The organism is Mesorhizobium sp. M0306 (assembly GCF_040321655.1).
Classification (GTDB): Bacteria; Pseudomonadota; Alphaproteobacteria; order Rhizobiales; family Rhizobiaceae; genus Mesorhizobium.
Genome location: NZ_JAMYRY010000026.1, coordinates 46,806 through 72,743, shown reverse-complemented (window position 1 = coordinate 72,743; position 25,938 = coordinate 46,806). Strand labels below are relative to the sequence as shown.

The window sequence follows — 25,938 nt, the reverse complement described above, 5'->3', positions numbered from 1 at the left end:
TCAACACTCGCCGAAATCGTCGGCCGTCGTGCCGGCGAGTTCCTGGACAGCATGCAAGGTCACGGCCTCGCTTTTCGTGCGCGGCAGTTGCTCCCTCACCGCAGGCTGGCAGTCCCATGGTGCCGGCTCCCGCACCTGGCGCCAGATCGGGTTATAAATGGCGAGGTCGATCTGGCGTACGAGTTCCACCATGCCGTCATAGCCGGCGTAAGGGTGTTGGCGCTCCTGGTTGATATCGAGCCAGGGTGTCTTGGCCTTCAGCGCGATGAACTGCGTGCGCCCGCCCGACAGCATGATATCGGCCTTGTGTTCTGAGAGCATGGCGTAAAGCTCGCGCGGCGTCATCTGCTCGAACATGTGGTTGTCGTCCTTGAGGATCTGCTTAATGCGCTCCTTGTCTTCGACGGTCGACTTCTTGACAGAGGTGCCGACGATCTCGATGCCGATCTCCATCAGCGCATGGACGACCGACCAGGACTTCACACCGCCGGTGTTGAGCAGCACGCGCTTGCCTTCGAGCCTCGGCCGGTAGGCCGCGAGCTTCTTCCATGCGATCGCCTCCTCATCTGCAATCAATGCCTCGGTGCGGCCGAGGATCTCCGGATCGGCACCCTTCTTCACGAGCAGCTGAGCAATATTCCGGAGCGCTTCCGAGGTGTCGGTGATGCCGTAGAAGGAGCCCTCAAAAAACGGGATGTCCCAGCGATCCTCCATCTTGCGGGCGAGATTGATGAGTGCGGTCGAGCACACCATCATAGCCGCCCGGGCGCGGTGCGCGCAGGCAATGTCGAAATAACGCGCGTCGCCCGGAATGCAGGCGCGCACCCGGATGCCCAGCCGATCAAGGAGCGGCTTCACCAGCCAGAATTCGCCCGAGAGGTTGAATTCGCCAAGAATGTTGATGTCATAGGGCCCGGCGTCGTCCGGTTCTACCGTGCCGATGACATGCTCGAGCAACGCCTCGCCGGCAAGCTTGTTGCCGAGATTCTTGGAGCCGACGAAGCCCGGCGCATTGACCGGCACCACCGGCAGGCCGAACTTTTCCGCCGCCCGCTTGCAGACGGCCTCGATGTCGTCGCCGATCAGCGCGGTAACACAGGTCGGATAGACGAAGATCGCCGGCGGCCCATACGCTTCCTTGATCTCGCGGATCGCTTTGAAAAGCTTCCGCTCGCCCTGCCCCATCACCACGTCGAGTTCGGTGAGGTCGGTCGTGAAGCTCGTGCGCCACAGCGTTGGCCCGGACGAAGCCGCACCGCGGTTGTCCCAGGAATTGCCCTCGCAGGCGAGCGGCGCATGGATCAGGTGCGCGACGTCGGTGATCGGCTGGAGCACGATCTTGGCGCCATCAAAGGCACAGCCGCCGGCCGCCGCCCCGGGGGTTAGTGGCTTCGAACAGCCCTTTTTGCGCGCCTTGGCATCCTTGCCGCGGTTCTCCTCGCAGGCAGGCTCGTTGAAGACATCCTGGATTTTGGCTCTGAGCAAGGACATTGCGTCGGTCTCCAAAGTCCCTCGGGAAGACGACCGGCCAAAGCCGACCGTCACGCTTAGCGGGTGAGGTCATACGAATAGTCCGTCACGCCCGTCTCGCTTGTCTCGCGATCGAGCTTGTCGAAGATCTTGTCGAGGATCGTCGTCAGGACGCGCAACCCGCCTTGGTAGCCCATAAGCGCAAACCGATGGTGATGGTGGCGGTCGAAGATCGGAAACGTCAGCCGGATCAGCGGCGTGCCGGTGTCGCGCTCCAGATACTTGCCATAGGAGTTGCCGATCAGCAGGTCCACCGGCTCGGTGAAGAGCAGCGAGCGCATCGCCCAGAGGTCCTTGCCAGCCCAGACTTGAGCATCCTTGCCGAAGGGCGATGATGCAAGCAGTTCCTTCAACTCCGCTTCCCATGCCGAGGTGCCGTTGGTGGCGAGGCAATGGGTCGGCTCGCCGCCCGTCTCCATGGTGAAGCGGGCCATGGCGTAGACAAAGTCCGGATCACCGTAGATGGCATATTTCTTACCGTGCAGCCAGGATTGGCTGTCCGCCATGGCGTCAACAAGTCGGCCGCGCTCCAGGCGGATTGCCTCGGGGATTTGCTTGCCGGAAATCGCGGAGACCTCCATCAGGAAGTCGTCGGTTGCTTGGACTCCGAGCGGGTAATGGAACGAGGCAGTCGCCTGCCCTACCCCCTCGCAATACTCCAGTGTTTTTCGGGTGTTGTAATGTTGTAGCGAAAATGTCGCCTCGGCGTTGAGCGCCTTCCTCACGTCTTCGATCTTGGTGCCGCCGTCGTACATGCGGTATTCGCCGTCCGACGGCGTGTCGAACTGGTCAGAGGCGTCTTGGATTAAGGTATAGGACACGCCTATCAGATCGAGCAGGCGCTTGAGTTCCCGGTTGTTGCCCACGCAAAAGCCGTCGAAACCCGGAATGATGTTGATCGTTCCCTCGGCTTCCGTGCGCTCCTCGCCTTTCCAGAAATGCTCCAAAATGCCCTTGACCGTAACGTCATAGCCGTCGACATGGCTGCCGACGAAGGCCGGCGTGTGGGCGAAGGGCACGTCGAAGTCGCGCGGGACCGAGCCTTGGTCCTTGGCGTTCTCGATGAAGCTGTGCAGGTCGTCGCCAATGACCTCCGCCATACAAGTGGTCGAGACGGCGATCATCTTCGGGTCATAGAGTTGGTACGTGTTGGCGAGCCCGTCGACCATGTTCTTCAGACCACCGAACACTGCCGCGTCCTCGGTCATCGAGGAGGAAACTGCCGAAGCAGGCTCCTTGAAATGGCGCGACAGGTGCGAGCGGTAATAGGCCACGCAGCCCTGGCTACCGTGGACGAAGGACATGGTTCGCTCGAACCCTGCGGCCGCGAACACCGCGCCAAGCGGCTGGCAGGCCTTGGCGGGGTTCACGACAAGCGCTTCGCGAGCGAGGTTCTTTTCGCGGTATTCCCACGTCTTGGTGAATTCGCGTTGGTCGGTAACGACCTGGTCCGGGTGCGGACATTCGAAATTCAGCCTCTTCTCGGCGAGCATCTGCCTGTATTCCGGCTCGCGGAACAGGGGCGCGTGGTCGAGAACTTTTTCAGCCGACTGCGGCATGGGTGGTTACCTCTTCTCCATCTGGCCCGCCATACGGCGGCACAGGGACGTCGAAACGTTTCAGGTCTCCCGCGGACAAAGGGCCACAGGCGTTCAACGGCCTCCCGCCTTCCGGGAGGCCAGGTTTCATTCGGCTGCGATCGCCGCCGACGGCTCGGCTTTTTTCTTCCAGGGGGCGTCGTAGAGGTTCCAGACCGGGTTGTTGATGGCCAGATCCATGTCGCGGGCGAAGATGGCGAAGCCGTCGTAGCCGTGATACGGGCCGGAATAATCCCAGGAATGCATTTGACGGAACGGTATGCCCATCTTCTGGACCGGGTACTTTTCTTTGATGCCGGAGCCAACGAGATCAGGACGGATCCCCTCGATGAACTTCTCCAGCTCGTAACCAGTCACGTCGTCATAGATCAGCGTGCCCTTCTTCACGTAGTGGCCGGTACGCTGATAGTCGTCGTTATGGCCAAATTCATAGCCAGTGCCGACGATCACCATGCCCAGGTCCTCATATGCCGTGACGACGTGACGGGGGCGCAGCCCGCCGACATAGAGCATCACCGTCCTGCCTTCGAGGCGCGGCCGGTATTTGGCGATGACCGCATCGACCAGCGGCCGGTATTTGGCGATGACCGCCTCGGCCTTGGCCTCGATTTCCGGCCCGAAATGCTTGGCTATCTTGCGCAGAGAGGCTTCGGTCTGGGAGGGGCCGAAGAAATTATACTCCATCCAGTCGATGCCATACTTTTCCTCCATGTGCCGGCAGATGTAGTTCATCGACCTGTAGCAATGGATGAGATTGAGCTTGGCCTTCGGCGCGCGCTCTATTTCGGCCAGCGTAGCGTCGCCCGACCAGTTGCCGACCACGCGCAGGCCCATCTCCTCGAGCAGGATGCGCGAAGCCCAGGCGTCGCCGCCGATATTATAGTCGCCGATCACATTGACATCGTACGGGCCGGCCTCGAACTCAATGTCCTTCTTCTCGAAGACCCAGTCGCGGATCGCATCGTTGGCGATGTGGTGGCCGAGGGATTGCGATACGCCGCGGAAGCCCTCGCAGCGCACCGGCACGATCGTCTTTTCGTGCTCCTTGGCCTTGTTGCGGGACACAGCTTCGGTGTCGTCGCCAATCAGGCCGATCGGGCATTCGGATTGCACAGTCATGCCCTTGTTCAGCGGAAACAGTTCCTCGATCTCGTCGATGATCCGTTCCAGCTTCTTGTCGCCACCAAAAACAATGTCCTTCTCCTGGAAATCGGAGGTGAACTGCATCGTGACGAACGTGTCGATGCCGGTCGTGCCGACGTAATAGTTGCGGCGTTGCGACCAGGAATATTGCCCGCAGCCGACCGGGCCGTGCGAGATATGGACCATATCCTTGACTGGACCCCACACCACGCCTTTCGAGCCGGCATAGGCGCAGCCACGAATCGTCATCACGCCGGGGATGGACTTGATGTTCGATTTGACCTCGCATTCGGAAAGGACCTCGCTTTCCTCGCGAGCCTCGTCGCCGCTCTTTGCGACGCTGAGGTGCTTTCTGCGGCGCTTCGCCGACTTGTCAGGATATTGCGACAGCACTTCCTCGATAAGCTTCGCATGGAGGGCACCGTCATTCTCGTATTCCAGGCTCATGGGACCCCTTTCAAGGTTCAGGGTGACGCCTCATCAACGAGGCGCCGTTGTAAGGCGCACCAGGTCAAGGCCGCGCCCTCATGTCGGCAGCGGTCGCTACTGTGCGGCGGCCTTGGCCGCTTCCTTGACCTGAAGCTCGGCAAGCATCTGCTCGTCCGTCTTCATGATGCCGAAGTCGAGCAGCATGTCCTCGAGCTCCTCCATGGTGATCGGGGTCGGGATGGTGCCCTGGCCCGAATTGGCATGGATCTTCTCGGCCAGCGCCCTGTATTCCCCGGCCTGCTTGGAGTCCGGCGCATACTGGATCACAGACATCTTCCTGAGCTCGGCGTGCTGGACGATATTGTCGCGCGGCACGAAGTGGATGAGCTTGGAATTGAGCCTGGAGGCCAGCGCTTCGGCGAGGTCGAGCTCGCGGTCGGTTTGGCGCTCGTTGCAGATCAGGCCGCCGAGCCGCACGCCACCCGAATGGGCGTATTTCAGGATGCCCTTGGCGATGTTGTTGGCGGCATAGAGCGCCATCATCTCGCCGGACATGACGATATAGATTTCCTGGGCCTTGTTCTCGCGGATCGGCATCGCGAAACCGCCGCACACCACATCCCCGAGCACGTCGTAGGAGACGTAGTCGACATCGTCGTAGGCACCGTTCTCCTCGAGGAAGTTGATCGAGGTGATCACGCCGCGGCCGGCGCAGCCGACACCCGGCTCAGGGCCGCCCGACTCCACGCATTTGATGCCTTTGTAGCCGACCTTGAGCACGTCCGCGAGTTCCAGGTCTTCCACCGAACCTTCCTCTGCCGCGAGGTGCAGGACCGTATCCTGCGCCTTCGCGTTCAGGATCAGGCGGGTGGAGTCGGCTTTGGGGTCGCAGCCGACGATGAGGATTCTCTGCCCGAGGTCGACAAGGGCGGCGAGCGTATTTTGGGAGGTGGTGGACTTGCCGATGCCGCCCTTGCCGTAAAAGGCGATCTGACGCAAACCTGACATGTAGCTTTCCTTCCTTCGTTCCATTCATCGCGGCTGCCGCGACATGAATGCCGGTCGGGCAGCTGTCGCCGCCTCGCACCCAAGGATCTCAAGACTCGTGCCAATTTGGCTGATCGAACCGAAGAATAATTTCATGGTTGCTTTTCAGGGATTTAGCTCGAGGCCAAAGAAAGGATCGTCGGAACAAGCCGTGTAGCGGACCCGACAATGGCGACACAAAGCGTCGGATCGCGATCCTCAGTCACCGCATTCGTTCGAACCGCATCGTTGTGTTGAGGTGGGCGAACAGCATCTCGACCCTCTAGCGTTAATTGCGGGATGCTGCGAACTCTTCTGTTCCGGCGAGCTGACGTGCTTGGTTCTCGCGTGTCCTCATCGACACTGCGCGGAATCTTGCGCGCCACGCTGGCATACCATCGATCCCCGGCCATCCATGCGGGGCCGCGGGCGGATAATTCCGCCATATCACCAAACCAAGGGGACTCGGCTCATTCATCGGCGCAGGAGTTCAGTATCGGCGTCATCGCCTTCACATGTTCGTCGATCCGCTCGAGCACTTTCGCTGCGACAACGTCGCGCTCAGGCAGATGCCACCAGTGCTCGTTGACGAGTTCGACGGTCTCGACCACTGCCTTCAGGACTGCCGGCTCCGGAAGCCTTGCACGGTTCGCAAATGCTTTCCATCGCGGTGCTGCTAGCGCCTTGAACGAGCGCTCCCCTCCAAGCGAAAGGGCCGTGGCGTCGGCGGGAATATATGGCACGGTCGACAGAACGTCGTAGATTGGTGCAAGCGCCGGCTTGTCGCCGTTTCCGGGATAGATCAACGACCAGTTCTTCAGGTGCATGTCGCCATTGCCGGTGATGACGGTCAGTGCCAGGCGGCGGACGAATTCGAGAGCCGCCGTAGGCGAGACGGCCGCGCCAAGGGCCGAGGCTATGTCGTGATAAGCGGCGCCCTGATATTTGCGCGAGGGATAGACGCCGAAGACCTGAGCGAAATCCTCGATGTGAATCCTCTTGCCCTCAGCGCCGCGATCGAAGCGTTTGACGAGAAGGACCTTGCCCTCTGACAGCGTGTTGAATTCTTCGGGAATATTCTCGAAATCGGACTTCTCGACAAGTTCGCGTTCAGGCACCTCCATGCCGATCGCTGCGGCCAGCGCTAGGGTGGCGAATTCATTTTCGGAAACGCCCGGATACGCCGTCGAAGGGAACTTGGCGATGTGCCGGCCCTGCTCGTCGTCCATCGGCAAGGTAAGGCCGCCGCCTTTTCCAGTGTTCTTCATGACCGACAGCTTCATCTGCACGCCGGCAAGTGAGAACCGTGCCTTGGGCTTATCCTTTGAAGCATCCTGCGATACCGCTATCGCGCCCTCACTGGGCAACGCCCGTACGGCTCCCGGCAGATCGGCGCCCAGCGCCGTTAAAAGATCGAAATCATTGCCTGGCCGCACATTGCCTTCGTGGTGCTTTTCCATCGCCTCGCGCAATTTCTCCTCCGGCAGGAGGTTCGCGAAGAAAGCGGGCAAGGCGCCCGCCAGAGGCTTCGGATCTTTCCGCAATCCTCCCGTCGCTGCCCGGAACGACAGGCTGAAAACCGGAAAGCCGCCCGTCGCGCGGTAGGCCTCATCGAAGTTGAATGCATTGAAATCGCCCGGCGTCCTAACGATTGTGCCGATCTTCAGTGCGTTCAAGAGCACGTCCAGCGACGGGATCGTCTTAGGTGCGCGAAAGACTGGAGCCATGATCGTCATCGTCAGGTTGAGAAACAAAGGCGGGTCGATCGTCATCATCATGCGGACGCAATAGAGCCTGGACAGCCGGCACCATGACTTGCGGAACCAGCATCATTTCCAGACCGAGCGCGCGAGCGATATTCACGAGCGTCGTCGCACGCGCCGCTGCGGCTCCCTTTTCGATGTCGCGATAGCGGGGACGGGATATACCCGCCAAGTCAGCGACCTGCTCCTGCGTCATGGCAGCGGCCAGCCTCGCCTGCCTGAAAAGCCCACCGATTTCGCGCAGAATTTCCGACTCAGAGTCGATCATGAGACCTATACGATCCATTCCAATGCGCGATGATACGCAAAGGTACCTCATCCAGCGAGCAAGTCAAAACTTTTATGATCTGTTCGCGTATCATATATGAAGATAATGATATGCAAAGAGATCAATCCTTCTTGGCGGATCTCTCAGGCTTTAGCGCCGCACAGCGAACGGCGTTCCTCCGAGACCAGCTGCTATGGCCACCGGGCTCCTCTGATGGCGCTGCCGCCGGTTTGCCCGGCTTCTTGCGGCCTGCGGCCTGGCGCTGCTCTTCTTTTTCGGCCTCGGTCCGGCGCTCTTCTTGCGCCGCCAGCTTGGCCTCGGCTTCCAGCGACACCTGCTGGATCTTGGCCAGCCGGTTCTGCTTGTCGCCGGCCCAATCCGGCATCTCGTCGCCGCGCTTGTCCTTGCCGAAAGTCACGTCCTCCTCGGCATCCGCGGCCTCGGCCGCCGTCAGCATGCGAGCGACCTCGGCTTTCAATTCCAGCTCGCGCTTCTTCATGCGCTCATAACTCATCGCCTTGTGTTTCGACGCGTTCGCCTTGATCTTCTTGCCATCCAGCGCGACATGGCCGAGTTTGACCAATCCTGCCGTCTCACACAGCTTCAGAACCTGCACGAACAGCGCCTCGAGCGCCTTCAAATGCCGCTTGGGGAAGTCGCTGATCGTCCTGAAATGCGGCGGATCGAGCGCCACGATCATCACAAAATCATTCCGTTCGCGGCAGGCCCTGGCCGGCTGTTTTCGCCAGCTTTGGGCCATCGACCGCCTGTCGCGTTCCTTCGCGCCCCTCTGTCCCTCCAGCATCAAAAGGACGGTCGCGGCGCACCCGCCCTTCCTGCTCAAATCACATTCAGTTCCCGAAACGGCCGCCCGTCGGCGATCCGGCTGTACCCGAACGCCGAGCAATCCACCGTGCGATAGCCGCCATGCACGATCAGTTCGGCCAGCGCCTTGCCGACCGCCGGCGCCTGCTGCAAGCCGTGGCCGGAAAAACCGTTGGCGAAGAGGAAATTGCCGACCTCGGGATGCGGGCCGATCACCGCGTTCTGGTCGAGCGTGTTGTAGTCGTAATGGCCGACCCAGGCGCGCGTCGGCTTGATCGCCTCGAAGGCCGGAATGCGGGTCGCCAGCACCGGCCAGATCACCTCTTCGAACAGCGGCCAGTCGGGGTCGAAGTCGGCGGGGTCGGCCGGTCCTTCGCCCTCTTCCGGCTCGGCGCCGCCGGTGATGTAGACCGAGCCCTCCGGCCGGACATAGATGCCGCTCGGGTCGACCAGCAGCGGCATGTCGTCATATTTTTCGCGCGCCTCGAAGACGAAGACATTGCGCTTGCGCGGCTCCACCGGCAGCGCCAGCCCGGCCATTGCTGCCACCTTGCCGGCATTCGGCCCGGCGGCGTTAACGACGGTGCCGACCTCGAGCCGCTCGCCATTGTCGAGGGTCACACCGGCGACGCGCTTCCCCTGCCGCTCGATACCGGTCACCGACGCTGTGATGAAATCGATGTTCTTGCTTCGCAGTGCCTTGCGGAACAGCATCAGCATCGCATGCGCGTCGAACCAGCCTTCGCCGCTGCGGCCATAGGCCCCGGCAGTGATGCCCTCGACCGACAGCCACGGAAAGCGGCGGACGAGCGCCTCGGCATCCTCGAGCACGATGTCGGCGCCCTCGGCCATCTGCGCCTCGTGGTTGGCCCGCAGGATCGGCAGCCCGTTTTCGCCAGCAAGGATGAGATAACCGCCTTCGCGAAAGCCGATATCGGCGTCCGCGCCAAACTCTTCCTTGAGCCGCCGGAACAGTTTCAGCGTGAATTGCGACAGCCGGATGTTTTCAGGGATCGAGAATTGCTGGCGGATGGAGGCGCAGGACAGCGTGGTCGCGGCGCGGGAAAATTGCGGGTCGCGCTCGACAAGTGCAATCGAGCCCGAAAACCCTTCCTCGCGCAGGTAATAGGCAACCGAGGAGCCGACGATGGCTCCGCCGATGATGACGATGTCGTAATGCACTTTTTCGCTTCTCCAGTTCTAGACGCCCGCCGCCACGTGCGGGCGACGCCGGCATCAACCGGCGGGCAGATGCGCCGAGGGCAACAAGCGCGCCTGACGCAACGCCGCCAGATCAGCCGAGCCGGTGCAGAAGCAGGCGACGGCCAACTGGCGGATGACGATCTCGAAATGCGCGACAACCGCCTCGGTGGACACTGTCGCCGCACGCAGCACGCCGGCCGCCTGCCCGGCGATGTCCGCGCCCAGGCGGATGGCCTTGGCCACGTCGACGCCGTCGCGGATCCCGCCCGACGCGATCAGCTTCACCGTTGGCAGCGCCCGACGTACCGCCTGCACGCTGCCCGGGGTCGGAATCCCCCAATCGGCGAACGCCATCGCCACTGCACGGTCGGCGGCATCGCGGGCGCGCTCGCCCTCCACCGCGGCCCAACTGGTGCCGCCGGCCCCGGCGACATCGATCACCGCCACGCCCGCGTCGACGAGCGCACAGGCCACCGAAGCGGACAGACCCGACCCCACTTCCTTGGCCACGATCGGCACGCCCACGCTGCGCGCGGCGCGAGCGATCTGCGCCAGGACGCCGCGCCAGTCGCGGTCGCCCTCCGGCTGTACCGCTTCCTGCAGCGGATTGAGATGAACGATGAGTCCATCGGCCTCCAGCGCATCCACCGCCCGGCGCGCCAGGTCCAGGCCTTCGGCCTCGCGCAGTTGCGCGGCGCCGATATTGGCCAGCAAGGGAATGTCTGGGGCCAGGCGGCGCAGCGCGCGCGTCAGTCCCTGGGAGTTGCGGGATTGCAGGCTCACGCGCTGCGAACCGACGCACATGGCTATCCCCAAGGCTTGCGCTGCCTCGCTCAGATGCCGGTTGATGGCCTCGGCGCGTGGCATGCCGCCGGTCATGGAGCTGATCAGCAGCGGCGCGCGCATGGTCTTGCCCAGCAGCGAGGCCCGCAGGTCGATCTCCGTCAGGTCCAACTCGGGCAATGCGCAGTGTTCGAAACGGATGTACTCCCAGCCGGGGGCGACCGTGGCCGACGCCGTTCGCCGATCCAGCACGATGTCCAGATGGTCATCCTTGCGCCGGCTCAGGGCGGTGTCGCTCATGCTCGCTCCATCCGTGGCGTCGGGCGACGGCGTTGCGTCGGATCGGACCGACGGCAGCGCGCGCACGCCGCCGCCTCCCGCGCGTTCAGGCCGGCGCACGCTGGCCTCCCCCCGCAGCGTCGCTGCGGTAGCGGCTGGTCGAGGTCTGGTAGTACTGCGCGCGGATGGCCGCCATGGCCTCGATCAACGGTCCCCACGGCGCCGGAAAGCGTTCTTCCGCAATCACCCGGTGCAGCATGCGCGTATGGCCGGCCAGCTCGTCGTTGAGGAACTCCACCACAGGCATAGCCGGATAGCGCTGCAGCAGCAGGATCGCCGCGTTGTCGGCCTCGCCGGCCGACCTGTCCTTTTCGCGTCCATGCAGATCGTTCTGCAGGCGCCCTATCGCGGAGATGAGCCGCAGGACCTGGCGAAACGCCGGACGCGCGCGCAAGGTCGCCATGTCCAGTCCCCACAGCAAGGACAGGCAACAGAACACGTTCGTGTAGGCGATCGAATCGATGCCGTTGTGCAGGTACTCGGCGTAGGACCAGCGTTCCGCCCCTGCCGCCTGCGCGCGTCCGGCGCGCAGCGCCGCGCAGTAGCACCGGGTATCGTCGAGAAGCTGAGCATAGTCGCGACGATCGTAGGCGAGCGCGGCGAGTGAAGCGCGCAGCACATCACAGCCCTCGAATCCGGGGAGCGCGCACGGCACGCCCTGCCCCAGCGCCTGCTCCACCGCAGCGAGCTGCTCCGGCGCGATCAGGCCAAGGTCGTTGCAATCGTCGAGCCAGAACAGCAGCGCCAGTTCGCGATAGAACGCCACGATCAGCGTTTCGTCCTGCGGATCGCGGCCGGTGCGGGCGCTGGTGTCGCGCAGGCTCGGGTGAATGCGCTGCAGGATGTACTGGCCGCCCCTGACCGCTTCCCCGGCATGCTCGTGGGCGAACCCGGTCAGGGAACGCCCCCACTCCAGCACCTGCTGCAGCGCGCGTTCGGTCTGGATCATGGCGCCGCTCCTGCTTCCTCGGCCAGGACGCGCCGCCCCCAACGAAGCGCCAGCCACAACCCGGCGAGTTCGGCCACGCGCACCACCCGGGTGGGGCAATACAGTTCCTTGCCGATCCACAGCGGCGTCTGCGGCAATGCATGCGCTGCATGGCGGGCGAGCATCCACTCCAGCGCACGCGCCACCGCCTGCGCGATGCGCCGGCGCCCTGTCGGCTCTTCGCTCCCGTCCATCACGTGCAACGCGAACAGCGCATAGGCAGTTTCCTCGAATGTGGACGCGCGACCGGCGCCCCAGCCGCCGTCGTCCCGCTGCGCCTGCAGCAGCGCCGCCAGCGCGCGCTCGTCGCGCCACTGGGGCTTGCCTTGCGCCAGCGCAGCGACCGCATGCGCGGTGGGATACAGCCACGAAACGTGCCATTTTTCGTTGTCCCATAGACCGTCCGGGTTGCGATTGGCCTCGACGTAGGCGCTGGTGCCGGCCGCGGGCTTTCCCAACATCCGCAACGCATGCAGGGCATGGATGTTGGTCGACACCGAGGCATTGCGCTCGCCGGGGAAGGTGACGAACAGCTCGCCGATTTCGAAATGGCGCAACGCATCGACCGCCGGGTCGCGGCCTGCAAGGCGCAGGACGCACATCGCAACGGCGGTATCGTCCGCATCGGCCGCGAAGTGCAAGGCCGGGCCCAGACCGCGCACGCCGAGGCGGGCGTCGAGCTGCGCGACGATCACTTGCACCGCCTCGGCCAGCGCGGGATGCGCGAACAGACCGGCCAGATGCAGGGTGTACAGCGACCAGCATGGCTCGAATACATTGATCGGCCAGACGTTGGGAAAGACACCTTCGATGCCGCTGCGCGTCGCCCGCGATGCCGCCTCCAAATACGCGTCGGCCCGCCCGACCTGCGGCGTGCTCCCCTGTGTCACGGCGTGCGCACGCCACGCGGCGGTGGCCGCCGGACTGATGCCGATGCTGCCGTCGTCATCCGGGCATGCGGTGGTCGGCGACGTCCCCCAGGCTTCCCAGGAGTGCAGCAACGGATGGCCGCTCGGCAACGTCCCCACCGCCCCCAGCTTGACCAGGCACGCTTGCCGCAACGGCAACAGCGCCGGGTGGCGCGGAAACGCCACGTCGCCCAGCAAGGATGCGGCCTCGCCGGATAGCTGCGGCAGGATCAGCTCCGCGGCGATCGGCGCGTCTTCCGGCACCGCATGCGCGTAGGGATCGGGCTGGCGCTCGATGAACCGGGTTGCAGCCTGGACTGCGTCGGCAGCGCCGGGAACAGGATCGGCACGCCGCAATGCCAGCAACGCCGCCCACGTGGGCGCATGGCGGAACAGCGGGAAGTCCGCACTTCCCCATCCGCCATCGGCCTGTTGCTGCGCGATGAGCCACGCGTATGCGTCCTGCCGACCGGTGACGTTGCCGTGGAACTGCAGAGCTCGCGCCGTGTCGTAGACGGACGGACCGACGCTGCCGCCGTCGCTCATCTCGCTCAGCAGGTGGCGCAATTCGGAAAGGATCTGTTCGGACAGCGCGTTCACGCGGGATGTTCCTTCTGCAGACGATTGACGAGAACCAGGATCGGCAGACGCCGCGCACATCGCCGCGGACTCGGGCACAGTGCAGCATGCACCGCTGCCGCCGGCCGATCGCAGCGGCACAGGGGCGACTCCATGTGGACGGGCGTGCTCATGCGCATGGCGCGTGCTTGAACAGATACCCGTTGGCCCGCTGCAGTATCTGCGCCAACCGTTCCGCACGCGGCCCCAGCGGGGCGATGGCTTCCCCGGCGTCGCGCAACAAATCCAGCGCGAACTGGCGCGCTGCCTGCAGCCCCATGATCGACGCGCAGGTCGGCTTCTGCGCCGCCGCGTCCTTGCCGGGGGTCTTGCCCAGCGTCGCGGTATCCGCTGTCGCGTCGAGAATGTCATCGACCACCTGCAACGCCAGGCCGAAACAGGCGGTGTACCGATCGAGCGCACAGTACAGCGCAGCGTGCGCGGCATCCTCCGCGATGGAGCATAGCGCGCCCATGCGAACGGACGCGCGCACTAGCGCTCCGCTCTTCATCCGGTGCATCGCCACAATCCTGTCCAGCTCGGCGTGCTTTCCGACCAGCGACAGATCCATGGCCTGCCCGCCTGCGGCACCCTCGGCGGACACGGCCTGCGCCAGTTCGCGCACGAGCGCGATACGGTTGTCGCCCGGCGCATCCAGGCTCGCCAGGGTCAGGAAGGCGTGCGCCTGCAGCGCATCGCCGGCCAGGATCGCAGTGGCTTCGCCGAACTTGACGTGCACGGTCGGAAGGCCGCGGCGAAGCACGTCGTCGTCCATCGCGGGCAGGTCGTCGTGGACCAGGGTACAGGCGTGCATCATCTCGATGGCGGCGCCGACGTCGTCAAGCATGTGCGCCGGCGTGTCGGCCAGTGCGCCGGCAGCCAGACAGAGCAAGGCGCGGGTGCGCTTCCCGCCATGCAAGGTGGCGTAGCGCATCGCCGCCATCAGCTCGGTCTCACCGTCGTCTTCGGCGCAGAGAAGACGCGCCAGCGCCTGTTCGACCCGCTTTGCGCCGTCCTGCATCCAGATCTCCGGCAGCAGCCTGCCGGATGCGCCGCGCGCCTGCGCGCCCAATCCGCCGAGCACGGAAACGCCAGTTCGGTCGTCGTGTAGCGTGGAACCGGTCTGCATGTTTTTCATGTCCTTGTACCTGACACGAGATGGCCACAGCGAGCGCCAAGCCGCAGCGGTGTTGCCGGCGTCGCACCGAGCGCGTGCGCTGAGTGCAGCAATGCCGCGCCTCGCCGGCGCCGCTGCCTCGCCACACGGGGCATGCGATGCCAGCTCATGAGAAGCCTATGCGGATTGCCATGGACGGATGTGCGGTCGGGTAATACCGCCGGCCTTTTTCGACGCCGCTCAGCAACCGCGGCCGCACCCCGGCCTGGTGCATCGTCAGCGCCAAGGCGATGCAGAACTGCACCATTTCCAGCCATACCAGGTGGTAGCCGATGCAGACGTGTGGGCCGGTACCGAACTGCAGCATGTCCACCGGCCGGATCGGCTCCGTGCGTTGCAGCCACCGCGCCAGACGGAACTGATCAGGCGCCTCGTGCAGCAGCGCCGAGGTCGAGAAATGCAGCAGCGGGATGCACAGATGGGTGCCCGCGGGAATGCGCCGTTGGCCGAGTTGCAATTCCTGCAGCACGCGACGCGGCAGGAGCGTGGTCGCCGGATGCAGGCGCAGCGTCTCGCGGAACAGCGCCTCGGCGACCGGACACTCAGCCAGGTCCGCGTGCCGGGTCGGCACCGCGCCCACGCGTTGCGCCTCCTCGACCAGGGCGTCCCACAGCACAGGCTGCCGCGCCAGCTCGATCACTATCCAGGCCATCGTCGAGGCAGTGGTGTCGTGACCGGCAAGCAGCAGCAAGCGGATATTGGCGACCAGGACGTCATCGGAAAGCGCATCGTCGCTGCGGTCGAAGGCGCTCACCATGTCGTTGATCAACCCGGTGCGCGCGGCATGCGCGCGCGCGTCGCGGACGAACTGGCGCAACTGCGCGTCGATCCAGTCGCGGGCGGCGCGGCCTCGCCGCAAGGGCAGTCCGGGCAGGTCGACCGGGGGCGCGACGATCAACTGCAGCAGTTGCCGGTATTTGCGATGCCATCCCGGCAGGTCCTGCGCGGGGATTCCCATGAGGCTGAAGATGAGCTTGAGCATCAGGTCGCCGGTTTCGCGCAGGATGGTTATGTCGCCGCGCTCGCGCCACGCCTGCACCCGCGCCCAGATGACGGGCGCGAACAGGTCGCCGATGCCGGCCTGGGTCAGCCCCTTGGGCAGGAACGCCGCCTTAATCGCATCGCGCGCCTGCCGGTGCGCGCCGCCGTCCTGGGCAACCAACGTTCCGCCAAGCAATTCGGGCGCGATCTCTTCGATCAGCGCCGAGGACACGTCCTTGTGCCGGAGCAGTGCGAACGCATCCGGATGCACGCAGGTCATCAGGTGTCCGGCAGGGCCGAAATCCAGCCAGAAGTGGCTGCCCAGCGTCCGTTCTGCGCGCTGCAGCAGGCGCGGCAGGTCGCAGACAATGGCGGGAAGATGCCCGACCAGGGGGAAAGCGCCAGGCATGACCGGGATGTCGCATCGCAGCCGGTGCCGACGGTTGAGCGGGTTGAGCAGCATGTCCATCAGCAGCGCGCCGCCGCCGCCGATTCGGTGTGGCCGGCAGGGCGCGCGGCGCAGCTGTTGCCACCGTCGGCGTATGTCGGCACATGCGCCAGCATGCCGCCATCGATGCACACGACCTGACCGGTGATGAACGCAGCATCGTCGGAGAGCAGGAACGCCACCAGCGCGGCCACGTCCTCGGGGCGGCCGACGCGCTGCAGGAGCTGGTGACGGCGCAGATGCCGTTGCATGCACTCGTCCAGCTTGGCGAGGAGACGCTCGGTCATGACGAGACCCGGCGCAACGGCGTTGCAGCGGATCTGCGCATGACCGTATTGGGTGGCGAGCGAAGCCGAGAGCATGTTCATCGCCGCCTTCGACGCGGCGTAGGACGTCTGCGCGGTGTCCCCGCTGAGCCCCTGGCACGACGACATGTTGACGATCGCGCCACCGCCGCGGGCGATCATCCGTGGGATGGCCTGCCGGCAGCAGAGCAGCGTGCCGCGCAGATTGGTCGCCATGGTCTGGTCCCAGACTGCCAGGTCCAGGTCGAGGATCGCGCGGTCGCGCGGGGTCAGATGCATGGCGCTCGCATTGTTCACCAGCAGGTCGACCCCACCGAAGTGCCGCTCCGCCGTCTCGAACAGCGCTGCCACCGCCTGCGCATCGGCGATATCCATGGCTATGGGCAGCGCGTGGCCTGCTTCGGCCGCGATCTGCGCGGTGCAGGCGATGGCCGCCGAGCCATCAATGTCGGCCACCACCACTCTGCCGCCCCCGCGCGCGATGGCGAGAGCGCATGCCTTGCCGATGCCGGCGCCGGCGCCGGTCACCACGGCCACCTTGCCTTCAAACCGTCCCATCGTGTCTCCTGAATTGTATTGGTCTTTCGCAGCATGCCGCTCGGCCTCCGCCGGAGAAGGCGCAGGGTCGGCGCCGGCGCGCTCGTCATGGCCAGCGTCGCTTTCGATGACCCGAATGGCGGCGACCGGGCACTGGTTGGCCGCAAGCCGCACGGCGGCGTGCAGCGCCTGCGGGACCGTCGCCACGCACACTTCGGCCACGCCGTCCGGTTCGCGCTGGCGAAAGGTGCCCGGCAGCGTCAGCACGCACTGCCCGGTAGTTCCGCACAGATCCTGATCGACCAGGACGCGCATCTCAGCCCTCCTGCCCATGCAGCCGCACCGGCAGCGCGCGGAACGTCCTAAGGAACGCGGAGGGCTCCCGGGTCGGCTGCTCGGCCAATGCCAGCGTGGGGAAGCGCGCCTGGATCCGCGGCAGGCTCTCGGCCAACTGCACTCGGGCCAGTTGCGCACCCAGGCAGAAGTGGATGCCGTGGCCGAAGGTCAGCATGATCTTCCCGTCGATCGACATGCCAGGACTGGTGCCGTAGAACCGCACGGGATCGAAGCGGTCGGGATCGGCGAAGGCGTCCGGGTCGCGATTGCCGGCCGCGATCAGCACGCGCACGTCCGCGTTCTTCGGGATCACCACGCCGCCCAGTTCGATGTCGCGCTGGGCGATACGCGGAATGGAGCTGAACATGGCGGGCGCGTCGTAGCGCAGGGCTTCTTCGACGAATGCCTTCACCCCCACGGCATCTCCCTTCAGCCAGTGCCGCTGTTCGGGATACGCCAGCATCGCCAGGACCGCATGGCCGATGGCCGCGGCAGTGGTGGCGAAGCCGCCCAGCAGCATGCCCCAGAGCATGCTGATCAATTCCGCATCCGACAGCATGTCGGCATCGTCGTCGTGTGCGCCGACCAGCATTGACACGATGTCGTGGCGGGGATCGGTGCGCTTGCGCTGTATGAGGTCGCCGAAGTAGGCCTGCACCCTGGCGCTGGCCGCGTCCGCCGCGGCGAGCTGGGGATCGCTGGCGTGCGGGCTCAGGCCTTCCAGAATGGCGCTGATGCCGGCGACGAGCCCGAACGTGTCGTCCTGGGGCATGCCGAACAGTTCGCCGAAAACCAGCATGGGCAAGGCCAGCGCGAATTCCTGATGCAGGTCCACCGCCTCCCCGCGCTCCAGCGCGGGCGCCATGCCGTCCAGGCGCGCTGCGACAATGCGAGCGATGGTCGGCCTCAGGTTGTCGATCTGGCCGATGGTGAAATCGCGCGAGATCAGCCGGCGCAGACGCGTATGAGTCGGTGGTTCCTTCATGGCTAGCGTGGACGCCAGCAGATTGAGTGACAGGCTGGTCGCCGCCCGCGGGAAATAGCGCGCCAGTTCGCCCGGCGCCGGTCCCCGAAAAGCATCGCCCGTGGCCTTGAGCGCCCAGTAGATGTCGGCGTGGCGGCTCAACAGAAAGAGGCCCGACGCCGCGCGATGCACCGGATCGTGCTCGCGCAACCACCGCATGAATGGATACGGGTCCTGAATGCACGCTGGCGACGCCAGTTCGGCGAAGGCGTCCCGGCATGCTGCCGTGGTTTCTTGTACATCCATTGGTCACCTGTTGCTGGCTGATCTGACCGGCGCGCGGCAGGCGCGCCGGCGAATTCGGAGAACATCGCGGTTCCCGGTGGCGTCCGCGCATCACCAGAGCACCGGGAACTCCTCGAACCCGCCAGTGATGATCTCCTTGCGCAACTTCAGTTCTTCGGGCGCCACGGCCAGGCGCAGCGCGGGAAAGCGCTGGAAGATCGAACCGAACACCACCTTGAGTTCCAGCCTGGCCAGCGCCGCGCCGATGCAGTAGTGCGGCCCATGGGAGAACGCCAGGTGCGGGTTTTCGTCACGTCCAATGTCGAAGATTTCCGGGTCCTTGAAATGGCGCGGATCGAACGACGTCGCCGGCAGGCCGACCAGCACCTTGCTCTCCGCGGGAACATGCACGCCCGCGATAGTCACGTCGGTCCTCGGATAGCGCATGATGCCGTCCCAGCCCGCGCCCGGCGGGTACATGCGCAGGATTTCCTCCACGGCCTTGTCCACCAGGGATAGATCGCCGACCAGGCGTTCGCGCTGTTGCGGATGGCGGAACATGGCCAGCAGGCCGAATTCGATCTGCGTGACGGTGCTCTCGTGCCCCGCCACCAGCATGCCCGCCGCCAGGCCGATCGCCTCTTCCTCGGTCGCCTTGCCCTGGTCGACCGCCGCGAGCAGATCCGTCAGCAGGTTGTCGCCCGGATCCTGGCGCTTGTCCCGCATCTTGCCGCGAATGTAGGCACGCAGTTCTTCCCAGGCCAAGCGCGACGCGCTGCGCGGGCCGCTTTCATGCTGGTGCGTCATCACCTCGTCCGACAGCCCGGCGAAAAAGGCGTGATCCTCGTAGAGCACGCCCATCAGCGCGCTGATGACCATGCCCGGAAGCGGAAAGGAGAGGTGGCGCCGCAGGTCGGCGGGCTGGGGCTGGGCCGCCAGCGTCTCGAACAACTGCGCGGCGATCGCCTTGACCTGTTGCGCGAGCAGCTTCACCCTGCCGTTGCTGAAGGCCGGCGCCACGATCGCACGTAACCGCGCATGCTCGCCCCCCTCGTGCGAGACCAGCCACCCCGGCGAACCGAGAATCACCGAATCCGGGGTGAATGCCGCCGGCGGCATTCCGGAGGGCCGGAACGCCGCGTCGGACAACACCGCCTTGGCCTCGTCGTAGCCTGTGACCCACCAGCCTTCGTGCCCGGACGGGAAGCGCACGCGGTGGATCGGACCGTTGGCGCGTAGTGCCAACATCTCGGGCGAGGGCTCAATGTGATCGACGCGCCACATCGGCAGCGTCGGCAAAGGTTGTTCGGGCATGGTGGCACTTCACTCTATAGCGATGGAAGGGCGGAAGGTGACCGGCGGGCGCTGCGGCAGCGAATGACCTAAGACGGCATACAGATGACGTCCTCCGACGGCCGGCCTGATTATCAAGATCGGCCAACGTGTAACTGTCTAGGCACACCGCGCGGCGAGATGCAGAACTTTATCCTGCACCATCGATTTCAGGATAAGGTCGGTGTGGTGGGCCTTTGAGCCGCCGCCGGCCAAGATTTCCTGAGCAAGGGTCGACAAGGGCGGCGAGCTGTTGGGTAAGGGCGGTTTCGCCGAGGACCCCCTGCCCATAGACGCTATCCGACGCGGATTTGACATTTTGCTTTTCTTTCTTCGTTCCATTCGTGCCATCCACGAAATGAAAGTCGGTCGGCGGCTCCCGGCCCGCAACGAAGGTGCTTCAAATCTCGTGCCAATTTGGCCGCAGCAGAAAAAGATTGTGGCAGCTTCTCAGCGGCTTAGCCTGAGGCCAGAGAAGAGCTAGGCGAAATAAGCCGGTGTCGCGGGCCAACAAAGGCGACGGAACAGTGTCGGACAGAACGCCTCGGGCGACCTTTAGGTCGGGCTTGCGACATTCTGGTCCAGTTTCGAACATAAGAGGGCGGCAAACAGACACGATTGTGGAATTCGATCCTCACGGAATCAGGGCGCTTGCCGAAGAGCGCGCGCTCATGGTTGCTGCGACAGGCGCGTGTTCGCGATAGCCGTGCCTCCGCACGCAAGAACACGCTAGTGGCACACGCTACGCACTCGCTGCAGTGCCCGCCGGTGTGAGGTAGTGCATCGGCTCGGCTTCCGGTTCGTCTTTGCCCAGCCGGGGCGGAAGCGCCGAATACCCGCACCATACAGCACCGTTGTTGCGTGTGGTGACGAGGCGGTTATAGCGCGCGCCCGATCTTCTAAGACACGGCCTCCGAGAAGAAGGGGGCGGTCCAAAAGCATCTCTATTTGAAATGGCACGCCGCTTGCTGCTCCTGGTCAGAGCCCATCAAAACACGATGAAAGCGACTTGCGCCATGCCCGACACGCGAAGCTCTAGACCGTGGCCTGAGGAGACGGTGCCCGTTCCCGTTGAACATCGGTACATCATCTCCTCCGGAGGTCCCTCCTCGGCGGCCGCTTTGCGCACGACTGGTCCGATGCCGGCACGCCAACACATGGCGCTCGCGCAATTGCCGTTTACCGGTTCTGATCAGCATGTGAGTGCCCAAGAGCCCCGTCAAAGAGCCACCGAAGCCAAGGTCGGCGGGTCACTGGCAAATATCGACAATACGCCGAACCAGCTCAGTAACGCGGGTCTCTTGCGTGAAGTCACATTTGAGGCCTCCACACGCGTCCGATATTGGCTACTTCGGGCCCGCTATCACTTTGTCCCGGGCACGAGCGCGAGCGATGGATGCCGCTTCCGGCGCCATAGCCTTGGAAAGATTGCTCCAGCGGCTCGACAGCCTCCACTTGCTCAGATCGATGGCGTTCGGGTGACGAAGACCAGCAGCCAAGACGTTCCCCTACATCGGGATGGAAAAAGGAGGGTGCGAGCCGCGAGGGCCTCATTTCATCCCCGGCATACGAGCCTTTGCTCGGTATTGCGCCAGCCTCTGCCAGAATCCGGCGCGCCAGTTTTTTCCTGAGGAGCAAGTTGATGACCGTTCAAAAGAAGGTTCCCTTCGTCACCTTTCTCACGCGTGTTCGCGATGAGTCAGTCCAGGGCCCAAATCCATATCGCTGGGAAGAAAAGACATCGGACGACTACTTTGCCGGCAAGCGGGTCATCCTGTTCTCGCTGCCTGGCGCCTTCACGCCGACCTGCTCGACCTACCAATTGCCCCAGTTCGAAGAGCTCTATGATGAGTTTGAGAAGGAGGGAATTGACGCGATTTACTGCCTCTCAGTCAACGACGCCTTCGTCATGAATGCGTGGGGGAAGTCCTTGGGCCTGAAGCAGGTCGAGCTCATCCCCGATGGCTCAGGCGAGTTCACACGCAAAATGGGCATGCTGGTCGCCAAGGACAATCTCGGCTTCGGGATGCGCTCCTGGCGCTACGCCGCCCTGATCAACAATGGCGTGGTGGAGCACTGGTTCGAGGAGGAAGGTTTCTCCGACAACTGCGAGGCCGACCCCTATGGCGTCTCGTCCCCGCAAAACGTTCTCGAAACGCTGAAAGCCGCCGCATGACCTAGAATACGTCTCAGTGGTGCCATTGCCGGCTCCAAGAGGCTCCTCGACAGGATTTTCGCGCTCACCATGCAATCCTCAGCAAGCCTGCTTCAGCGCCAGAAGCAATCCATGGTCGCATCGCCTCAACTCATTGAGTCGATTCGCCTGCTGCAACTGGCGCATACTGAACTGCATCAGTTCGTGGAGCGGGAAATCGAGAAGAACCCGCTTTTGGAATCTGCATCAAGCGATGGCGGGCCTTTTGACGACGTCTCGATTTCGGGAGCGGATCAGCCTGTCGGCCCTGGCGCAAACGCCGTTGAAGGACCGACCGGGGCAGGGTCGCCTGAACGGCTCGGGCAATGGAAATCACTCGGCAACACGACCAACAACCCGCCGGGCAATGGCCCTTCCCTCGACGAGTTTGCCACCCTCGCCGAAACATTGCACGACCATGTCGCTCGTCAGATCGCCCTCACTGCGTTCACACCACAGGAGCGGCTGATCGCTGGCCAGCTTGCCGCCGATCTGGAAGATACTGGCTATCTTCGGGCAAACCTTTTGGAGCTGGCCGAGAGCCTGAATGTCCATGAGGCTGTTGTGGAACGGGTTCTCGGAACCTTGCAGCAATTTGATCCACCGGGAGTTTTTGCGCGAAGTCTCAGAGAATGCCTCGAGATCCAGTTGCGCCAGCGTAACCGGCTCGACCCGGCAATGGCAGCTTTGGTTGCCCATCTTGAAATGCTTGCGCGGCGCGATTTTGAGGCACTGAAGCAGCATTGCGGAGTCGATGAAGAAGACCTTCTCGACATGATGCATGAGATTCGGGCGCTCGATCCCAAGCCTGGGAACCGATTCCAATCCGGTGCGTCTGAATCAATCATACCCGACATCTGGGTCACGCCCTCACCGCAAGGGGGATGGCAGATCGAACTCGATCCCGCCACACTGCCAAAGCTGCTGATCAACCAAAGCTACTATGCCGAAGTCTCGCGTCAAACTGCCCAAAGTGCGAAGGATAAAGCATTTCTCGACGAATGCTTGCAAAACGCGAACTGGCTAATCCGCAGCCTCGATCAGCGCGCCAAGACCATCGTTAAGGTTGCGGCTGAAATCGTGCGTCAGCAGGATGCCTTTTTGGAACATGGCGTCGCCCACCTGCGCCCTCTCAATCTCAGAACCGTCGCTGACGCGATCGGCGTGCACGAGTCGACGGTAAGCCGGGTGACCTCGAACAAGTACATGCTTACCCCGCGCGGCGTCTTTGAACTGAAGTATTTTTTCACCGTCGCAATCGCGTCCTGCCAAGGCGGCGATGCGCACTCAGCCGAAGCTGTCCGCCATCGGATCAAAGCGATGATTGCCGCAGAATCTCACGGTGACGTGCTTTCCGACGAGGACATCGCTGCCCGGCTGAAGGAAACCGGCATCGATGTTGCGCGCCGCACCGTCACAAAATATCGCGAAGCAATGAACATCCCCTCCTCCGTGCAACGCCGCCGGGAAAAGCGCTTGTGTTTTTAAATTTGGGTCAAGGCAGCCAACATCAGGTTGCATTGCATCAAAGTGGAGACTTCGTTCATGACCCAATCCGCGGCAGGCGTTGTGGACGCTGTTCTGCACGACCCAGAAAAGCCCGTCCCACCGTCTGGTCCCGCATGGGGTGCGGTCATTTCGCTTTCCTTGGGCACCTTCGGGCTGGTGACCGCAGAGTTTCTGCCTGTCAGCCTGCTCACGCCGCTCGCACATGATCTCGGCATCACCGAGGGAGCGGCTGGACAGGCGATGACGGCGACCGCTATCGTCGGGGCGATCTCGGCGCCGACAGTGGCTATCATCACAAAGCGCCTGGACCGCAGGCTCGTCATGTGGGCGATGACGCTGCTGCTGATCCTGTCGGACGTTCTGGCGGCCGGCGCGTGGTCGCTGGCGGTTCTCCTGACTGCACGCGTCGTGCTCGGCATAGCGCTCGGAGGCTTCTGGTCGATGTCGGCAGCACTGGCGATGCGGCTCGTTCCAAGCCACCTCCTGCCGCGCGCTATGGCGATCATCCTCACCGGCGTTTCCGTGGCTACCGTTTGCGCAGCTCCAATCGGCGCTTATGTCGGCGATATCTGGGGATGGCGAAGTGCCTTCATGCTCGCCGCAGTCGGCGGCGCGGCTACACTGCTGGTGCAACTCATAACCATTCCGAGACTGCCTCCGATTGGAGTGGCTAGCTTCCGCAGCCTGCTGAATGTGGCTAAGATTCCGATGGTCAAGGTCGCGCTTGTGGTCGTCCTGCTTGTCGGTTCCGGCCACTTCGCCGGAATCACTTATATCCGCGCCTTCCTCGAGAAGGTTCCCGCTCTGGACGTCGAAACGATTTCGCTTGTGTTGCTTGCTTTTGGCATCGGGGGATTCTTCGGCAATTTGGCCGGCGGGCTTCTGGCCGAGTACAGTCTCAAGGCAGTCGCGGCCCTTGCACCGCTGCTCATAGCGATAGCCGCTGTTTCGCTGCTGATGGCGGGAGCATCGGCCTTCGCCTCGGCGATTGCGGTTGCCGGGTGGGGCTTTGCCTTCGGCGCCGTGCCGGTGGGATTACAGACGTGGATGGTGCGGCGGGCCGTTCCCGAGCAGGCCGAAAGCGCCGGTGTGCTGATGGTCGTAGCATTCCAAGTGGCAATCGCAGCCGGCGCGATTTTCGGCGGAGTATTGGTGGACAATGCCGGGATTACCAGTGCCATTGCCTACAGTGCTGTTGCCACGTTCGCCGCCGCCCTGACAGTGTTCCTGCTCGGCCCGAAGCGCGAAACCTAGACCGCCTGACAGAAGAGGCCTCAGCAGCGCAAGCGGCACGAGAGATGCGAGGCACGGCGCGGCGCGGTCCTCCGCACGATTACTCATGGACCAGCGCAAGCGCCTCGCCGGCTTCACCTCCGGGCCATGGCGACCGACACCGGTTGTCGACAAAGCACCTCGGTGCGCGGCATCTGCCGCACCGTTAAAGCCAACGTACAGCGACCTTAGAGGCTCGCGCATACGCATTTGAGACACTCAAGGGGTAGAAATTTCTCAAAATGCAAGACGATAAGAAAGCCTCTCGGTTTGGCGTTGATCGTTGACACAAGTGCTATATCAGCGGTCTGCGTCACTGAGCTCCACGTCAGAAACATACTGTCGGATGCCAGACTATCCGAATCGACGGACGATGCAGTGTTCATCGAACTGCGCCGCAGACTGATTGAATCTACGGCGTGATATACGCTGAATTCAAGCAATCGTACAAAATTGGCCGCACTGAGCTGGCGCAAAACATCGATGTCGTACGTACGCGATACGATCTCTCCTAAGCAGGTTCGCGGAGGAAAACGAGTTCGTCACAGCTCTGCGCGCCGGCGAGTAAGGACTGATTGCACGATTGCGAAGCATGAGGGACCATTACTACCGACTTGAGCATCGTTTGGAGGACTGCGATATCCCCACATGAGAGATTGGGTTCGGCACCGAAAGCAGCAATGCCGATCCATCGCGACCCTGAGCTTTAGCCTCCGGACGTTCGGCGCTTGCTTGCCAATCAACCAGCGCCGTCGGGCCAGCGGATCTCGAATCCGCCGGTTCCAATGGGCCAGGCCAGGCCAAAGCCGTTGTCAAACGCCAGACTTAGATCGTTCTTGCTCGTCACCTTCGCACCGACGAGAATTACCTGTCGGCCAGTCCACCGCTGATGCTGGCGGTAGTCGAGCAACTGGCCGGTCGCGGCGCGAATCGCGAAGCGCATCGTAGCCGCATCAGCAGGCTTGATCTCGACCATCACTTCCGGCATTGCGTCAACCGCAACCGAAGGTCGTCGCGAAAACAAGCGGGAAAATCAATCCGCGGATATCGCTCGCTGAGAAACGCTACGAACTGTTTGTGCAGACTGTCATGCTGAGGATGGACATTGATCTCGTACTTCCGCACATACCGTTTGTAGACGTCGGACGCTGCCGCTCCAGCCGGTCGGCCACGACCT

Annotated in this window: 20 protein-coding genes and 1 pseudogene; 3 read left to right on the top strand and 18 right to left on the bottom strand. The window is 63.5% G+C overall.

Annotated elements, in window-relative coordinates; genetic code table 11:
• The 17 genes and pseudogenes from nifE to NKI95_RS26530 all read right to left on the bottom strand — a co-directional run bounded on the left by nifE (position 1) and on the right by NKI95_RS26530 (position 19,768).
• Positions 1-1,491: a nitrogenase iron-molybdenum cofactor biosynthesis protein NifE gene (nifE, locus tag NKI95_RS26610; protein WP_352720396.1), complete on the bottom strand. Its 1,491-nt coding sequence runs from the start codon at positions 1,489-1,491 to the stop codon at positions 1-3.
• Positions 1,492-1,547: 56 nt separating this feature from the next.
• The gene (nifK, locus tag NKI95_RS26605; protein WP_352720395.1) at positions 1,548-3,089 is read right to left on the bottom strand and encodes a nitrogenase molybdenum-iron protein subunit beta; all 1,542 of its coding nucleotides are present in this window, start codon (positions 3,087-3,089) and stop codon (positions 1,548-1,550) included.
• Positions 3,090-3,215: 126 nt separating this feature from the next.
• On the bottom strand, positions 3,216-4,718 hold the full coding sequence (gene nifD / locus NKI95_RS26600) for a nitrogenase molybdenum-iron protein alpha chain (RefSeq protein WP_352720393.1): 1,503 nt from the start codon (positions 4,716-4,718) through the stop codon (positions 3,216-3,218).
• Between the two features lie 96 nt (positions 4,719-4,814).
• Positions 4,815-5,708 (bottom strand): nitrogenase iron protein, encoded by an 894-nt coding sequence (nifH, locus tag NKI95_RS26595; protein WP_023801970.1) that lies wholly within the window; start codon positions 5,706-5,708, stop codon positions 4,815-4,817.
• A 488-nt stretch (positions 5,709-6,196) separates the two neighbouring features.
• Positions 6,197-7,453, bottom strand: coding sequence for a type II toxin-antitoxin system HipA family toxin (locus NKI95_RS26590; RefSeq protein ID WP_352720392.1), 1,257 nt, complete (start codon positions 7,451-7,453; stop codon positions 6,197-6,199).
• On the bottom strand, positions 7,428-7,757 hold the full coding sequence (locus NKI95_RS26585) for a helix-turn-helix domain-containing protein (RefSeq protein WP_352720391.1): 330 nt from the start codon (positions 7,755-7,757) through the stop codon (positions 7,428-7,430). The genes NKI95_RS26590 and NKI95_RS26585 overlap by 26 nt, the downstream gene beginning before the upstream one ends.
• Positions 7,758-7,878: 121 nt before the next feature.
• Positions 7,879-8,457, bottom strand: a complete 579-nt coding sequence (locus NKI95_RS26580; protein WP_502909255.1) for a transposase — start codon at positions 8,455-8,457, stop codon at positions 7,879-7,881.
• A 140-nt stretch (positions 8,458-8,597) separates the two neighbouring features.
• Positions 8,598-9,764 carry an NAD(P)/FAD-dependent oxidoreductase gene (locus tag NKI95_RS26575; protein WP_352720390.1) on the bottom strand — a complete coding sequence of 389 codons (1,167 nt, stop codon included), beginning with the start codon at positions 9,762-9,764 and terminating at the stop codon, positions 8,598-8,600.
• 54 nt (positions 9,765-9,818) lie between these two features.
• A complete protein-coding gene (gene fni, locus NKI95_RS26570) occupies positions 9,819-10,868 on the bottom strand; it encodes a type 2 isopentenyl-diphosphate Delta-isomerase (protein WP_352720389.1) in 1,050 nt (349 codons plus the stop codon).
• 85 nt (positions 10,869-10,953) lie between these two features.
• Complete coding sequence (locus NKI95_RS26565; RefSeq protein ID WP_352720388.1) at positions 10,954-11,856, bottom strand: terpene synthase family protein; 903 nt, start codon at positions 11,854-11,856, stop codon at positions 10,954-10,956.
• Positions 11,853-13,403: a hypothetical protein gene (locus NKI95_RS26560; protein WP_352720387.1), complete on the bottom strand. Its 1,551-nt coding sequence runs from the start codon at positions 13,401-13,403 to the stop codon at positions 11,853-11,855. The genes NKI95_RS26565 and NKI95_RS26560 overlap by 4 nt, the downstream gene beginning before the upstream one ends.
• Positions 13,404-13,551: 148 nt before the next feature.
• Positions 13,552-14,550, bottom strand: coding sequence for a polyprenyl synthetase family protein (locus NKI95_RS26555; RefSeq protein WP_352720435.1), 999 nt, complete (start codon positions 14,548-14,550; stop codon positions 13,552-13,554).
• A gap of 154 nt (positions 14,551-14,704) precedes the next feature.
• Positions 14,705-16,048: a cytochrome P450 gene (locus tag NKI95_RS26550; RefSeq protein ID WP_352720386.1), complete on the bottom strand. Its 1,344-nt coding sequence runs from the start codon at positions 16,046-16,048 to the stop codon at positions 14,705-14,707.
• On the bottom strand, positions 16,048-16,890 hold the full coding sequence (locus NKI95_RS26545) for an SDR family oxidoreductase (protein WP_352491518.1): 843 nt from the start codon (positions 16,888-16,890) through the stop codon (positions 16,048-16,050). The genes NKI95_RS26550 and NKI95_RS26545 overlap by 1 nt, the downstream gene beginning before the upstream one ends.
• Before the next feature lie 168 nt (positions 16,891-17,058).
• Positions 17,059-17,184: pseudogene (locus tag NKI95_RS26540) on the bottom strand (ferredoxin); the annotation flags it as partial.
• 1 nt (position 17,185) lies between these two features.
• The gene (locus NKI95_RS26535; RefSeq protein WP_352720385.1) at positions 17,186-18,475 is read right to left on the bottom strand and encodes a cytochrome P450; all 1,290 of its coding nucleotides are present in this window, start codon (positions 18,473-18,475) and stop codon (positions 17,186-17,188) included.
• 90 nt (positions 18,476-18,565) lie between these two features.
• A complete protein-coding gene (locus tag NKI95_RS26530) occupies positions 18,566-19,768 on the bottom strand; it encodes a cytochrome P450 (protein WP_352720384.1) in 1,203 nt (400 codons plus the stop codon).
• Positions 19,769-21,428: 1,660 nt separating this feature from the next.
• Between NKI95_RS26530 and NKI95_RS26525 the strand changes: the two genes are divergently transcribed.
• The 3 genes from NKI95_RS26525 (at position 21,429) to NKI95_RS26515 (ending at position 24,743) form a co-directional block, all read left to right on the top strand.
• Positions 21,429-21,962, top strand: a complete 534-nt coding sequence (locus NKI95_RS26525) for a peroxiredoxin (RefSeq protein ID WP_352516037.1) — start codon at positions 21,429-21,431, stop codon at positions 21,960-21,962.
• 69 nt (positions 21,963-22,031) lie between these two features.
• Complete coding sequence (gene rpoN / locus NKI95_RS26520; RefSeq protein ID WP_352720382.1) at positions 22,032-23,468, top strand: RNA polymerase factor sigma-54; 1,437 nt, start codon at positions 22,032-22,034, stop codon at positions 23,466-23,468.
• A gap of 57 nt (positions 23,469-23,525) precedes the next feature.
• Complete coding sequence (locus tag NKI95_RS26515) at positions 23,526-24,743, top strand: MFS transporter (RefSeq protein WP_352720380.1); 1,218 nt, start codon at positions 23,526-23,528, stop codon at positions 24,741-24,743.
• 757 nt (positions 24,744-25,500) lie between these two features.
• On the opposite strand, the gene NKI95_RS26510 is transcribed toward NKI95_RS26515, so the two are convergent.
• Positions 25,501-25,749, bottom strand: a complete 249-nt coding sequence (locus tag NKI95_RS26510; protein WP_352516041.1) for a hypothetical protein — start codon at positions 25,747-25,749, stop codon at positions 25,501-25,503.
• Positions 25,750-25,938: the final 189 nt, after the last annotated feature.

What these genes read in the sequence shown, in the direction of transcription:
- nifE (WP_352720396.1), bottom strand. Translation starts at nt 1,491, where the DNA reads ATGTCCTTGCTCAGAGCCAAAATCCAGGATGTCTTCAACGAGCCTGCC.
- nifK (WP_352720395.1), bottom strand. Translation starts at nt 3,089, where the DNA reads ATGCCGCAGTCGGCTGAAAAAGTTCTCGACCACGCGCCCCTGTTCCGC.
- nifD (WP_352720393.1), bottom strand. Translation starts at nt 4,718, where the DNA reads ATGAGCCTGGAATACGAGAATGACGGTGCCCTCCATGCGAAGCTTATC.
- nifH (WP_023801970.1), bottom strand. Translation starts at nt 5,708, where the DNA reads ATGTCAGGTTTGCGTCAGATCGCCTTTTACGGCAAGGGCGGCATCGGC.
- NKI95_RS26590 (WP_352720392.1), bottom strand. Translation starts at nt 7,453, where the DNA reads ATGGCTCCAGTCTTTCGCGCACCTAAGACGATCCCGTCGCTGGACGTG.
- NKI95_RS26585 (WP_352720391.1), bottom strand. Translation starts at nt 7,757, where the DNA reads ATGATCGACTCTGAGTCGGAAATTCTGCGCGAAATCGGTGGGCTTTTC.
- NKI95_RS26580 (WP_502909255.1), bottom strand. Translation starts at nt 8,457, where the DNA reads ATGATCGTGGCGCTCGATCCGCCGCATTTCAGGACGATCAGCGACTTC.
- fni (WP_352720389.1), bottom strand. Translation starts at nt 10,868, where the DNA reads ATGAGCGACACCGCCCTGAGCCGGCGCAAGGATGACCATCTGGACATC.
- NKI95_RS26565 (WP_352720388.1), bottom strand. Translation starts at nt 11,856, where the DNA reads ATGATCCAGACCGAACGCGCGCTGCAGCAGGTGCTGGAGTGGGGGCGT.
- NKI95_RS26555 (WP_352720435.1), bottom strand. Translation starts at nt 14,550, where the DNA reads ATGCAGACCGGTTCCACGCTACACGACGACCGAACTGGCGTTTCCGTG.
- NKI95_RS26550 (WP_352720386.1), bottom strand. Translation starts at nt 16,048, where the DNA reads ATGGACATGCTGCTCAACCCGCTCAACCGTCGGCACCGGCTGCGATGC.
- NKI95_RS26545 (WP_352491518.1), bottom strand. Translation starts at nt 16,890, where the DNA reads ATGGGACGGTTTGAAGGCAAGGTGGCCGTGGTGACCGGCGCCGGCGCC.
- NKI95_RS26535 (WP_352720385.1), bottom strand. Translation starts at nt 18,475, where the DNA reads ATGGATGTACAAGAAACCACGGCAGCATGCCGGGACGCCTTCGCCGAA.
- NKI95_RS26530 (WP_352720384.1), bottom strand. Translation starts at nt 19,768, where the DNA reads ATGCCCGAACAACCTTTGCCGACGCTGCCGATGTGGCGCGTCGATCAC.
- NKI95_RS26525 (WP_352516037.1), top strand. Translation starts at nt 21,429, where the DNA reads ATGACCGTTCAAAAGAAGGTTCCCTTCGTCACCTTTCTCACGCGTGTT.
- rpoN (WP_352720382.1), top strand. Translation starts at nt 22,032, where the DNA reads ATGCAATCCTCAGCAAGCCTGCTTCAGCGCCAGAAGCAATCCATGGTC.
- NKI95_RS26515 (WP_352720380.1), top strand. Translation starts at nt 23,526, where the DNA reads ATGACCCAATCCGCGGCAGGCGTTGTGGACGCTGTTCTGCACGACCCA.
- NKI95_RS26510 (WP_352516041.1), bottom strand. Translation starts at nt 25,749, where the DNA reads ATGCCGGAAGTGATGGTCGAGATCAAGCCTGCTGATGCGGCTACGATG.